Raw genomic sequence first — 12,169 nt, 5'->3', positions numbered from 1 at the left:
GCGTCGACCGAATTTCGGCACCGGCTCACTCATGGAATCTCGCCAGTGAATTCGTAATCGCGAGCCCAGTTTATCGAATGGTGATCGATTTCCCCGTCGAATCGTAGCTCCATCTTTTGTTCCGTCGCGTCCGCAGCATCGATCCAGTAGAAGGTCTCCGTCGCTGGATCACGAACGAAAAACGCATCGATCGTTCCTTGATACGTTTGCTCGTAGTACGAGCCGTTTCGCGTCGTCTGCGAGTGAGTATTGAATCGGATTGTCTCCGCTTTGTTCGGCCATGCCGTCTTACATTGGATGCGATAGAGCGTTCCGTCGTCGACCACGAGGTCGTACTTGTCGTTGTCACCAAAGGGGACCGACACGGTGTACCCGGCCTCGACGAGCGTTGCGATCGCCTTCGCTTCGGTCTCGTCACCGATCGCTTTCGAATTTTGCATGGCCGCGTTACCCCGGTAATTATGTAAAAACGTCGGGACCAACCGGCCAGTCTCGCTCGAGAGCAAGCCGGTAGTTCAACACGAAACGTAGTCCAGTCTTCGGTCCCGTGATACGGCTTCGATGCTGTTTATCCAGTAAGGGTCGAGGAAAGCGCCTGAGGCGGGATTTGAACCACCTGAACGTCGCTCACTTCGTTCGCTCGTTCCGTAATTCAAATCCCTTCGTTAGCGTTTCGTCGGCGTCGTCGTTCGCTCGTCGCTACGCTTCTCGCTCACGAATTGACGTCGACAGAAAGCGCCCGAGGCGGGATTTGAACCCGCGTCACAACCGTGACAGGGTTGTATGATGGGCCACTACACCACCCGGGCTCGCAACTCGTCATTTCCCGGTGAGAGTATTAAGGGTTTTGTTCCACACTCATCGGAATTGTTTGGTATTCCTCATCAATAGGACCAATTACTGCTACGATATCGACCGAGACTAATCTAAATCCTGTCAATAGCCGTCTCTGGTCATGTGGGTTGTAGCGATCGTGGGAGAACGATGCCTTCACTTGCGGGCTGAGAGTCGGAGAAAGCGCCCGAGGCGGGATTTGAACCCGCGTCACAACCGTGACAGGGTTGTATGATGGGCCACTACACCACCCGGGCTTGCAACTCATCGTTTCCCGGTGAGAGTATTAAGGCTTTCCAATCGACTACCGTGTGGTACGGTGAATCTCGGCACGACGGGCGACTCGAACGGTTCCTCCTTCCTCACCCGAAACTGTCGATACAGCTCTCGAGTGGTCGTCTCGCTCGCCTCACGTGCCAGCGGCTCCTGCGAACAGTGACAGAAAGTGACAGGTCCCGCAAGGAATTTAACCGATAGTCGGATACTCACACACGTGATCGGCTCACCCGGTCAGGTCCGCCCGGCCGGTTAGCCACGCTTCTCGAGGTCAGTTAGAAACGCTTAACTGCGTGCCCGCGATAGCTATCTGTAGTATCTCGTGACAGCCACTTCTCTCCCGATAGCCCACACGCACACCCCAACCGACACATGGTAGACGTAAGCAAACACGAACTCGTTCCGGAGCACACCCTGCTCGAGGAAGACGAACTCGAGGAGGTGCTCGCGGAGTACGACATCGACCGCACAGACTTGCCGAAGATCAAACGTACCGATCCCGCGTTGCCGGACGAGGCGGAGGTCGGCGACGTGGTGAAGATCGTTCGAGACTCGCGAACGACCGACGAGGCGATCGTATACCGACTCGTGGTGGAATAAATGGCAATGGAACTCGACCGAGACGAACGACGGGAAATTTCGCGCGAATACTTCTCGAGGGAACGGCTCGCCGAACACCACTACCGCTCCTTTAACGCCTTCCTCAACCGGGGGATGCAGGAGGTCGTCGACGAGAAGGAGACGATCGACACGGACATCGGCGACAAGGAAGGCGAAGAACCCGTACACGTCGAACTGGGCGACGTGCGCGTCGTGACGCCGCGGGTCCGCGAGGCCGACGGCTCCGAGGAACTGCTCTACCCGCAGGAGGCCCGCCTCCGGAACATTACCTACTCAGCGCCGGTGTTCATGGAGATGAGCATCGTCAAGGGCGAGGAGGGCGACGAGCGGGTCGTCGACTCGACGGAAACGAAGATCGGTCGGATGCCGATCATGGTGGGATCGGAGAAGTGTAACATCGCGGGCTTCTCCGACGAGGAACTCATCGAGATCGGCGAGGACCCCGCCGACCCCGGCGGCTACTTCATCGTCAACGGCTCCGAGCGGGTGCTGATGACCAGTGAGGACCTCGCGCCCAACAAGATCCTCGCCGAGTACGACACCAAGTACGGCGACGAGATCCAGGTCGCCAAGACCTTCTCGCAGCGCCGTGGCTACCGGGCCTTGGTGCTCTGTGAACGGACCCGCGACGGTCTGCTCGAGGTGTCGTTCCCCTCCGTCTCCGGATCGATCAACTTCGTGACGCTCGTGCGTGCACTGGGCTTGGAGAGCGACGAGGAGATCGTCCACAAGGTCTCGAACGATCCCGAGGTCGTCAAGTACATGCTCGAGAACTTAGAGGAGGCAGAGGTCCAGACCGAGGAAGAGGCCATCGAGGCCCTCGGGAAGCGCGTCGCCTCCGGCCAGGGCAAGAACTACCAGCTCAAGCGTGCGAACTACGTGATCGACCGGTACCTCCTGCCGCACCTCCACGAGGACGGGGTTCCCGAGGAGGACGTCCGTATCAACAAGGCTCACTACCTCTGTCGGATGGCCGAGGCCTGTTTCGAACTCGCGCTGGGGCGGCGCGAGGCCGACGACAAGGACCACTACGCCAACAAGCGCCTCAAGGTGTCGGGCGACCTGATGAAGGACCTGTTCCGGACCGCGCTGAACAAGCTCGCGCGGGACGTCAAGTACCAGCTCGAGCGCGCCAACATGCGGAATCGTAACCTCTCGGTCTCGACGGTCGTCCGGTCGGACGTCCTGACCGAGCGCTTAGAGCACCCGATCGCGACGGGCAACTGGGTGGGCGGCCGCTCGGGCGTCTCCCAACTCGTGGACCGGACCGACTTCATGGGCGTGCTTTCGCACCTCCGTCGTCTCCGCAGTCCGCTCTCGCGCAGCCAGCCCCACTTCGAGGCGCGGGACCTCCACGCGACCCAGTGGGGGCGCATCTGTCCCTCCGAGACGCCGGAGGGACCCAACTGTGGGCTGGTGAAGAACTTCGCGCAGGCGATGGAACTCTCCCAGAACATCGAGGACGAACAGGCACTCAAACGCGAACTGGCATCGATGGGCGTCGAGGGCATTCCGGGCCTCGAGGGCATCGAGCGATCGACTCCAGCGGACGACTAATCCATGAGCAGCCAACAGCGAGACGCCAAAGTATACGTCAACGGGTCGCTGGTCGGGACCCACCCCGACCCGCACGAACTGGCCGAACAGATCCGGGAAGCGCGACGAATCGGCGACGTGAGCGAGATGGTCAACGTCTCGGTCAAAGAGCGCACCCGCGAAGTGATCATCAACGCCGACGCCGGCCGCGCCCGGCGGCCGCTCCTGGTCGTCGAGGACGGCGAGCCGCGCATCTCCAACGAGGAGATCGAGGCGCTCAAAAACGGCGACCTCGAGTTCGAGGACCTCGTCGACCACGGCTACGTCGAGTTCATCGACGCCGAAGAGGAGGAGGACATCCTCGTGGCCGTCGACGAGGAGGACCTCACCGAGGACCACACGCACCTCGAGATCGACCCGTCGCTGATCTTCGGGATCGGTGCGGGGATGATCCCCTACCCCGAGCACAACGCCAGCCCGCGCATTACGATGGGGGCGGGGATGATCAAGCAGTCGCTGGGGCTGCCGTCGGCCAACTATCGGATCCGGCCGGACACGCGCCAGCACCTGCTGCACTACCCGCAGCTCTCGATGGTCAAGACCCAGACGACCGAACAGATCGGCTTCGACGACCGGCCAGCCGCCCAGAACTTCGTCGTCGCCGTGATGAGCTACGAGGGGTTCAACATCGAGGACGCGCTGGTCATGAACAAGGCCAGCGTCGAGCGTGCGCTCGCCCGCTCGCACTTCTTCCGGACCTACGAGGGCGAGGAACGGCGCTACCCAGGCGGCCAGGAGGACCGCTTCGAGATTCCCTCCCAGGACGTCCGTGGTGCCCGCGGCGAGGAAGCCTACTCGCATCTCGACGAGGACGGCCTCGTCAACCCCGAGACGGAGGTCGACGAGAACAGCGTCCTGCTGGGCAAGACCTCCCCGCCGCGATTCCTCGAGGAACCCGACGACATGGGCGGCCTCTCGCCCCAGAAGCGCCGGGAAACGTCGGTCACGATGCGCTCCGGTGAGAGCGGGGTCGTCGACACCGTCACGCTGATGGAGGGGGAGGACGGCTCGAAACTCTCGAAAGTGAGCGTTCGGGACGAGCGCATCCCCGAACTCGGGGACAAGTTCGCCAGCCGCCACGGGCAGAAGGGCGTCGTCGGCCACCTGGCTCCCCAGGAGGACATGCCATTCACCGAGGACGGCGTCGTGCCGGACCTCGTGCTCAATCCCCACGCCCTGCCTTCCCGGATGACCGTCGGGCACATCCTCGAGATGATCGGCGGCAAACTCGGCTCGCTCGAGGGCCGGCGCGTCGACGGCACGCCGTTCCTCGGCGAGGACGAGTCCGCGCTGCGCGAGGGCCTCGAGGAGGCCGGCTTCGACTCGGCCGGCAAGGAGACGATGTACTCCGGCATCACCGGCGAGAAGATCGAGGCCGAGATCTTCGTGGGCGTGATCTTCTACCAGAAGCTCTACCACATGGTCTCGAACAAGCTGCACGCCCGCTCGCGTGGGCCGGTGCAGGTGCTGACTCGCCAGCCGACGGAGGGTCGCGCCCGCGAGGGCGGTCTCCGTATCGGGGAGATGGAACGGGACGTCTTCATCGGCCACGGCGCGGCGATGACCCTCAAAGAGCGCCTGCTCGACGAGTCCGACCGCGAGTACATCCCGATCTGTGGGCAGTGTGGGATGAGCGCGGTCGAGAACGTCGAGCAACGCCGGGTCTACTGTCCGAACTGCGACGAGGAGACCGACATCCACGAGATCGAGATGAGCTACGCGTTCAAGCTGTTGCTCGACGAGATGAAGGCTCTGGGTATCGCGCCACGACTGGAACTCGAGGACGCCGTCTAACGCATGCGAAACAACACACCAAAAGACATCGGGAAGATCAACTTCGGGCTCATGGAGCCCGAGGAGTATCGGGAGATGAGCGCGACGAAGATCATCACCGCCGACACCTACGACGACGACGGGTTCCCCATCGACATGGGGCTGATGGACCCGCGTCTGGGCGTGATCGATCCGGGGCTCGAGTGCAAGACCTGCGGCAAACACTCCGGCTCGTGTAACGGCCACTTCGGGCACATCGAACTGGCCGCGCCGGTCATCCACGTCGGCTTCACGAAGCTCATTCGCCGCCTCCTGCGCGGTACCTGTCGGGAGTGTTCCCGACTCCTGCTCACGGAGGACGAGCGCGTCGAGTTCCGCGAACAGATCGACCAGACGCGGAAACTCGGACGCGACCTGAACGACGTCACGAAGGCCGCGATCCGACAGGCCCGCAAGAAGGATCGCTGTCCCTTCTGTGGCGAGATCCAGTACGACATCGACCACGAGAAGCCGACCACCTACTACGAGGTCCAGCAGGTCCTCACGAGCGAGTACTCCCAGCGGATCGCCGGCGCGATGCAGGGCGGCGAGGACGGCGAGCGGATGTCGCCGGACGAACTCGCCGAGGAGACCGACATCGACCTCGGGCGGATCAACGAGATCCTCTCGGGGTCGTTCCGCCCGCGCGAGAGCCAGCGCAAGGCCATCGAGAAGGCCCTGGACATCGACCTGACCGAGGAGGACACGAACAAGCTGATGCCCTCCGATATTCGGGACTGGTTCGAGGACATCCCGGACGAGGACATCGAAGTGCTGGGCATCGACCCCGAGCGCTCCCGTCCCGAGTGGATGATCCTGACGGTGCTGCCGGTGCCGCCGGTCACCGCGCGGCCCTCGATCACGCTCGACAACGGCCAGCGATCCGAGGACGACCTCACCCACAAGCTGGTCGACATCATCCGGATCAACCAGCGGTTCATGGAGAACCGCGAGGCCGGCGCGCCGCAACTGATCATCGAGGACCTCTGGGAACTGCTCCAGTACCACGTCACCACCTTCATGGACAACGAGATCTCGGGGACGCCGCCGGCCCGGCACCGCTCCGGGCGACCGCTCAAGACCCTCTCCCAGCGGCTGAAGGGCAAGGAGGGGCGTTTCCGCGGCTCGCTGTCCGGGAAGCGCGTCAACTTCTCCGCGCGTACCGTCATCTCGCCGGACCCGACCCTCTCGCTGAACGAGGTCGGCGTTCCGGACCGCGTGGCCAAGGAGATGACCCAGACGATGAACGTCACCGAGCGCAACTTAGAGGAGGCCCGCCGCTACGTGGCGAACGGGCCCGAGGCCCACCCCGGCGCGAACTACGTCCGCCGGCCGGACGGACGCCGGCTGAAGGTGACCGAGAAGAACTGCGAACAGCTCGCGGAGAAGGTCGAGGCCGGCTGGGAGGTCAACCGCCACCTCGTCGACGGCGACATCGTCATCTTCAACCGCCAGCCGTCGCTGCACCGGATGTCGATCATGGCCCACGAGGTCGTGGTCATGCCGTACAAGACCTTCCGCCTGAACACCGTCGTCTGTCCGCCGTACAACGCCGACTTCGACGGCGACGAGATGAACATGCACGCGCTCCAGAACGAGGAGGCCCGCGCGGAGGCCCGCGTGCTCATGCGCGTCCAGGAGCAGATCCTCTCGCCGCGCTTCGGCGAGAACATCATCGGGGCCATCCAAGACCACATCTCCGGGACCTACCTCCTGACCCACAACAACCCCCGATTCAACGAGACGCAGGCGCTGGACCTGCTGCGGGCGACCCGGATCGACGAACTGCCCGAACCCAGCGGCATCGACGACGAAGGCGAGCCGTTCTGGACCGGCTACGACGTCTTCTCGGAGCTGCTGCCCGACGACCTGAACCTCGAGTTCACGGGCACCGTCGGCGAGCAGGTCGTCATCGAGGACGGCCAGCTCGTCGAGGGGACCATCGCCGAGGACGAGGTCGGCGAGTTCGGCGGCGAGATCGTCGACACGATCACGAAGATCTACGGCAAGACCCGCGCCCGGATCTTCATCAACGAGGTCGCGTCGCTGGCGATGCGCTCGATCATGCACTTCGGCTTCTCGATCGGGATCGACGACGAGACGATCCCGACGGAGGCCCAGGAGCGCATCGACGAGACGATCGACGACGCCTACGACCGCGTCCAGGAACTCATCGAGGCCTACGAACGCGGCGAACTCGAGACCCTGCCCGGCCGGACGATCGACGAGACCCTCGAGATGAAGATCATGCAGACGCTCTCGCGGGCACGTGACAACGCCGGGAACATCGCCGACGAGCACTTCACGGACGAGAACCCGGCGGTCGTCATGGCCGAATCCGGGGCGCGTGGCTCGATGCTGAACCTGACCCAGATGGCCGGCTGCGTCGGCCAGCAGGCGGTTCGCGGCGAGCGCATCAACCGCGGCTACGAGAACCGCACTCTCTCCCACTACAAGGAGAACGACCTCTCCGCGGAGGCCCACGGCTTCGTCGAGAACTCCTACACGAGCGGTCTGACGCCGCGGGAGTTCTTCTTCCACGCGATGGGTGGCCGCGAGGGGCTGGTCGACACCGCAGTCCGAACGTCGAAGTCCGGTTACCTGCAGCGTCGCCTGATCAACGCGCTGTCGGAACTCGAGACCCAGTACGACGGCACGGTCCGCGATACGTCCGATACGATCGTCCAGTTCGAGTTCGGCGAGGACGGCACCTCGCCGGTCAAGGTCTCCTCGGGCGACGACAACGACATCGACGTCGCCCACATCGCGGATCGCGTCCTCGACTCGGAGTTCGACTCCGAGGAGGAGAAACAGGAGTTCCTCGGCCGGCGGCCGCGGCCGACGAACCTCTCCGAGCACGCCGACGATCGCCTCTCCGTCGACGGTCCGGAGGTGACCTCCGATGACTGAGGTCGACTACGACGTCACCGACGACATGATCGCCGTCGTGGAGGACGCCGACCTCCCCCGGCGGCTCAAGGACGAGGTCTACGAGGAACTCGAGAGCCGCGAGGACGCGACCGTCGAGGACGCCGACGAACTCGCGAAAGCGGTCGAGACGCGCTACGTCGACACCCGGGTCGATCCACTCGACCCCGTCGGGACCGTCTCCGCGCAGTCGATCGGCGAACCGGGGACGCAGCTGACGATGAACACGTTCCACTACGCCGGCGTGGCGGAGATCGACGTCACCCAGGGCCTGCCCCGGCTGATCGAGCTGGTCGACGCCCGGAAGACCCCGGACACGCCGATGATGACCGTCCACCTCGAGGACGAGTACGCCACCGAGCGCGAGAAGGCCCACGAGGTCGTCTGGAAGATCGAGGCCACCAAGATCCTCGCGCTGGGCGACGTCTCGACGAACGTCGCGGACATGCGCGTCCAGATCGCGCTCAACGAGGACACCCTCACCGAGCGGATGATCGAGCCCGAGGAGGTCGCCGAGACGATCGAGGACCACCTCGGCGTCGACACCGTCCAGCAGGGAACTCAGATCGAGTTCGGCCCCGAGGAACCCTCGTATCGCGACCTTCTGCAACTCGTCGAGGAGCTACGCGACATCACGTTCAAGGGCATCGAGGACATCTCCCGGGTCGTCATCCGCCGCGAGGAGATGGACGACGGCAGCGAGGAGTTCGTCCTCTACACCGAGGGCTCGGCCTTCGGCGACGTGCTCGAGATCGAGGGCGTCGACGCCTCCCGGACCACGTGTAACAACATCCACGAGATCTACCGCAACCTGGGCGTCGAGGCCGCCCGCGAGGCGATCATCGAGGAGACGAACAACACGCTGGCCGAACAGGGCCTGGACGACGTCAACGTTCGTCACCTCATGCTCGTCGCGGACATCATGACCAACAACGGCGAGATCGAGTCGATCGGCCGCCACGGCATCTCCGGCTCGAAGGACTCGGTGCTCGCTCGTGCGGCGTTCGAGGTGACGGTCAACCACCTGCTCAACGCCGCCATCCACGGCGAGGTCGACGAACTGCAGGGCGTCACGGAGAACGTGATCGTCGGCAAGCCGATCAAGCTCGGCACCGGCGACGTCGACCTGCGGATGGGGTCGACGGGTCCCAGCAGCCAGGCCGACTGATCGATGCCCGTCTCCCTCGACGACGAGGCCCGTCGCCAGCTCGCGCTGTTCGAGGAGGTAACGGGGGCGACAGGGATCGACTGTCTCCTCGAGTCTGTCGACGGTACCGACGCTGACGCCGACGTTGACGCCGACGAACGGCTGATCGTCGTCGTCGCGAGCGGGGAGATGGGGGAAGCGATCGGCCCCGGCGGACGGACGGTCACCCGCTTCGAGGATCGCGTCGAGATGCCGGTACGACTCGTCGAAGCCGCCGACGATCCCGAGACGTTCGTCGCGAACGCGCTCGCGCCGGCGGCCGTCTACAACGTGACCATCAGCGAGAACGAGGACACCGTCGCCTACGTCGAAGTCGCCGACCAGGACCGCGGCGTCGCTATCGGCTCGAACGGGCGGACGATCGAAACCGCCCGTGAACTCGCCGATCGGCACTTCGACATCGACGACGTACAGTTGATCTGACCGCCCTAATCGGGCGCAGTGGATCGGTTTTCTTCGTCCCTTCTGGTTCCTCGTCGCTCGCTCCCGTTCGTACGGCCCATTCGCGTCGACGTGACGGCAGTGAACGCGTCGCGTGGTGCCAGCGCCAGTCCTCCGGCGCTTTCGGTCAGAACCAAATGAATATACGGATTCCGTGAGAGTTGCTACGTATGACGAATATCGATTCGTTCGTCGAACGGGATGACGTAGACGCCCTCGAGATCGCGCCGGAAGCCGGCTGGAACGCGCTGTATCTCGACGGGGAGTGGGTGGCTGGCGGTGACCGGGACGCCATCCCGGTCGAGGACCCCGCGACGCGATCGACAGTGACGACGGTTCCCCACGCGACCGAGGACGACGTCGACGAGGCGTTCGCGGTCGCGGAAACGGCCCAGGAGGAGTGGGCCAAGCGACCGCCCCAGGAGCGTGCGGCGATCGTCTCCGAGGCCGGCGACCTGCTGGGTTCGTACGCGGACGACCTCGCGACGCTGTTCGCACTCGAGTGCGGTGGCGTGCAGTTGAAAGCCGACTTCGAGATCCAGCTCGCACAGGGGACGATCGACGTCGGTGCCGGACTGGCGATGCGGGCCAGCGGTCGACACAAACAGTCGGTCACGCCGGGCAAGGAGAACTTGGTGGTACGCGAACCGGCGGGCGTCGTCGGGGTCATCACCCCCTGGAACTTCCCGCTGTACCTCACCAGTCGCGTCGTCGCCCCCGCCCTCGCGCTCGGTAACAGCGTCGTGATCAAGCCCGACGAGCATACCCCGGTGACGGGCGGGCTCGTCCTCGCGAAGGTCTTCGAGGAGGCCGGGCTGCCCGACGGCGTGTTGAACGTCGTGCCCGGCTACGGCGACGAGATCGGGGACCACTTCTCCGGCCATCCGACCCCTTCGGTGATGTCTTTCACCGGCTCCTCGGAGATCGGTCGTCGCGTCGGCCAGCACGCCGTCGGCTCCTACACGGAACCCGCGCTCGAGCTCGGCGGGAACAACGCCCACGTCGTCCTGGAGGACGCCGACCTCGAGCGGGCGATCGACGCCGGCGCGTTCGGCTCGTTCACCCACCAGGGACAGGAGTGTATCTCGATCAATCGCCACCTGGTCCACGAGTCGCTGTACGACGAGTACGTGGCCGGACTGGCCGACCGTGCCGCTTCGCTCCCCATCGGCGATCCGCTCGAGGAGGGGTCCCTCGTCGGGCCGGTCATCAACGAGAGCCAGCGTGACAAGATCGTCGGCTTCCTCGAGGAGTCGGTCGAACGGGGCGCGACGATCGAGGCGGGCGGTGACCACGACGGCCTGTTCGTCGAGCCGACGGTGCTGTCGGGCGTCAGTGCCGACATGCCGGTCGCCTGTAACGAACACTTCGGCCCGGTCGCGCCGGTCATCCCGTTCGAAAGCGACGAGGAGGCGATCCGGATCGCCAACGACACCGAGTACGGCCTCTCGGGATCGGTCCACTCGACGGACCTCGAGCGAGCGCGCGACGTGGCCGACGCCCTCGAGACCGGAATGGTTCATATCAACGATCAGCCGCTGAACGACGAACCACACGTTCCGTTCGGCGGCGTCGGCGCGTCGGGGATGGGTCGGTACAACGACGAGTGGATCCTGGAGATCCTGACGACGACCAAGTGGATCTCGGTCCAGCGTGAACCCCGGGAGTACCCGTACTGACGGGGTCGCGGTCGGAACAGTCAGCGTTACCGGCGACGTTCAGAACCAGTTAACGCGGTACTCACAGCGGTAATCGCCCTCTTTCCGACAGCTGTCGCCGATCTCCTCGACCTGGACGGGATTGTCGGCGAACTTCTTTGCGACGCCTTTGATGAGTCCCTTGTCGAACTCACAGGGGTAGGGCGTCTCGCAGGTCATGACGCCTTCCGTCTCGCCGGTCGTTTCGAACTCGTAGAAGCCGATTTCCTCGCCGCGGTGGTTCTGGTGATAGGCCTGATCGATCGCCCGGAGGGCGTCGTCGACCGCCGACAGTTCCGGCGGGAACTCGACGTGTTGGGGGACGTTCTGCCCCATGTTTCGCATTCTGACGTCGCCGTACTCGTCGCGCATGTCGTACAGCATGGCCAGCGGGATCGCCAGGGGATACCACTCCTCCGGTTCGATCTCCTCGAGGCCGTAGTGGGCGAGTTTGCTGGAGATCTCTTTGCCAACGAACGACGACACCGATTCGCCCGCTGCGACGTACGAGAGCGGGCTTCGCCCGATCACCTCCGCGTCCTCGAGCGATCCTTTCCACCCGATTCGGTCCGCCACCTCGGGGGGCTCGTCGTCGGACTCCGGATCGTCGTCGGACCGGCCGATCAGTCGCTTGAACCAGGACGTGTTGATGAGCACCGTCGCGAGTGTAGCCATACTGAGTAGAGCATTTGACCGATCTAACTAATACTTTGTAGTAACGTATCGCCGACTCGAGGGTACGACCGGTGTCGATACG

9 protein-coding genes and 2 tRNA genes are annotated in these 12,169 nt (G+C 64.1%); 7 read left to right on the top strand and 4 right to left on the bottom strand.

Going from position 1 to position 12,169, the window contains the following annotated elements; all coding sequences use genetic code 11:
• Nucleotides 1–29 precede the first annotated feature (29 nt).
• From TX79_RS07060 to TX79_RS07050, 3 genes are all read right to left on the bottom strand, one after another.
• Entirely contained in the window at nucleotides 30–440 is a 411-nt protein-coding gene (locus tag TX79_RS07060) for a group I intron-associated PD-(D/E)XK endonuclease (protein ID WP_049926718.1), read from the bottom strand.
• 296 nt (nucleotides 441–736) lie between these two features.
• A tRNA-Asp gene (locus tag TX79_RS07055) sits at nucleotides 737–809 on the bottom strand.
• A gap of 209 nt (nucleotides 810–1,018) precedes the next feature.
• Nucleotides 1,019–1,091: transfer RNA gene (locus TX79_RS07050), tRNA-Asp, on the bottom strand.
• 391 nt (nucleotides 1,092–1,482) lie between these two features.
• Here TX79_RS07050 and TX79_RS07045 point away from each other — a divergent pair.
• The 7 genes from TX79_RS07045 (at nucleotide 1,483) to TX79_RS07015 (ending at nucleotide 11,394) form a co-directional block, all read left to right on the top strand.
• The gene (locus tag TX79_RS07045; protein WP_049926716.1) at nucleotides 1,483–1,710 is read left to right on the top strand and encodes a DNA-directed RNA polymerase subunit H; all 228 of its coding nucleotides are present in this window, start codon (nucleotides 1,483–1,485) and stop codon (nucleotides 1,708–1,710) included.
• A complete protein-coding gene (locus TX79_RS07040) occupies nucleotides 1,711–3,288 on the top strand; it encodes a DNA-directed RNA polymerase subunit B'' (protein WP_049926714.1) in 1,578 nt (525 codons plus the stop codon).
• Nucleotides 3,289–3,291: 3 nt separating this feature from the next.
• Nucleotides 3,292–5,121, top strand: a complete 1,830-nt coding sequence (rpoB, locus tag TX79_RS07035) for a DNA-directed RNA polymerase subunit B (protein WP_049926711.1) — start codon at nucleotides 3,292–3,294, stop codon at nucleotides 5,119–5,121.
• Between the two features lie 3 nt (nucleotides 5,122–5,124).
• Nucleotides 5,125–8,049 (top strand): DNA-directed RNA polymerase subunit A', encoded by a 2,925-nt coding sequence (locus TX79_RS07030; protein WP_049926709.1) that lies wholly within the window; start codon nucleotides 5,125–5,127, stop codon nucleotides 8,047–8,049.
• The gene (gene rpoA2, locus TX79_RS07025; RefSeq protein WP_049926707.1) at nucleotides 8,042–9,235 is read left to right on the top strand and encodes a DNA-directed RNA polymerase subunit A''; all 1,194 of its coding nucleotides are present in this window, start codon (nucleotides 8,042–8,044) and stop codon (nucleotides 9,233–9,235) included. The genes TX79_RS07030 and rpoA2 overlap by 8 nt, the downstream gene beginning before the upstream one ends.
• Before the next feature lie 3 nt (nucleotides 9,236–9,238).
• Entirely contained in the window at nucleotides 9,239–9,697 is a 459-nt protein-coding gene (locus tag TX79_RS07020) for a NusA-like transcription termination signal-binding factor (protein ID WP_049926706.1), read from the top strand.
• Nucleotides 9,698–9,885: 188 nt separating this feature from the next.
• Nucleotides 9,886–11,394, top strand: a complete 1,509-nt coding sequence (locus tag TX79_RS07015) for an aldehyde dehydrogenase family protein (RefSeq protein WP_049926703.1) — start codon at nucleotides 9,886–9,888, stop codon at nucleotides 11,392–11,394.
• Between the two features lie 39 nt (nucleotides 11,395–11,433).
• Here TX79_RS07015 and TX79_RS07010 read toward each other — a convergent pair whose 3' ends face one another.
• Nucleotides 11,434–12,087: a hypothetical protein gene (locus TX79_RS07010; protein ID WP_049926701.1), complete on the bottom strand. Its 654-nt coding sequence runs from the start codon at nucleotides 12,085–12,087 to the stop codon at nucleotides 11,434–11,436.
• Nucleotides 12,088–12,169: the final 82 nt, after the last annotated feature.

It is taken from the genome of Halopiger goleimassiliensis, from assembly GCF_000455345.1.
Classification (GTDB): Archaea; Halobacteriota; Halobacteria; order Halobacteriales; family Natrialbaceae; genus Halopiger_A; species Halopiger_A goleimassiliensis.
This window is presented reverse-complemented; position numbering and strand designations above follow the sequence as displayed.

Coding starts and splice junctions, on each gene's coding strand:
- TX79_RS07060 (WP_049926718.1), bottom strand. CDS start 440: ATGCAAAATTCGAAAGCGATCGGTGACGAGACCGAAGCGAAGGCGATC.
- TX79_RS07045 (WP_049926716.1), top strand. CDS start 1,483: ATGGTAGACGTAAGCAAACACGAACTCGTTCCGGAGCACACCCTGCTC.
- TX79_RS07040 (WP_049926714.1), top strand. CDS start 1,711: ATGGCAATGGAACTCGACCGAGACGAACGACGGGAAATTTCGCGCGAA.
- rpoB (WP_049926711.1), top strand. CDS start 3,292: ATGAGCAGCCAACAGCGAGACGCCAAAGTATACGTCAACGGGTCGCTG.
- TX79_RS07030 (WP_049926709.1), top strand. CDS start 5,125: ATGCGAAACAACACACCAAAAGACATCGGGAAGATCAACTTCGGGCTC.
- rpoA2 (WP_049926707.1), top strand. CDS start 8,042: ATGACTGAGGTCGACTACGACGTCACCGACGACATGATCGCCGTCGTG.
- TX79_RS07020 (WP_049926706.1), top strand. CDS start 9,239: ATGCCCGTCTCCCTCGACGACGAGGCCCGTCGCCAGCTCGCGCTGTTC.
- TX79_RS07015 (WP_049926703.1), top strand. CDS start 9,886: ATGACGAATATCGATTCGTTCGTCGAACGGGATGACGTAGACGCCCTC.
- TX79_RS07010 (WP_049926701.1), bottom strand. CDS start 12,087: ATGGCTACACTCGCGACGGTGCTCATCAACACGTCCTGGTTCAAGCGA.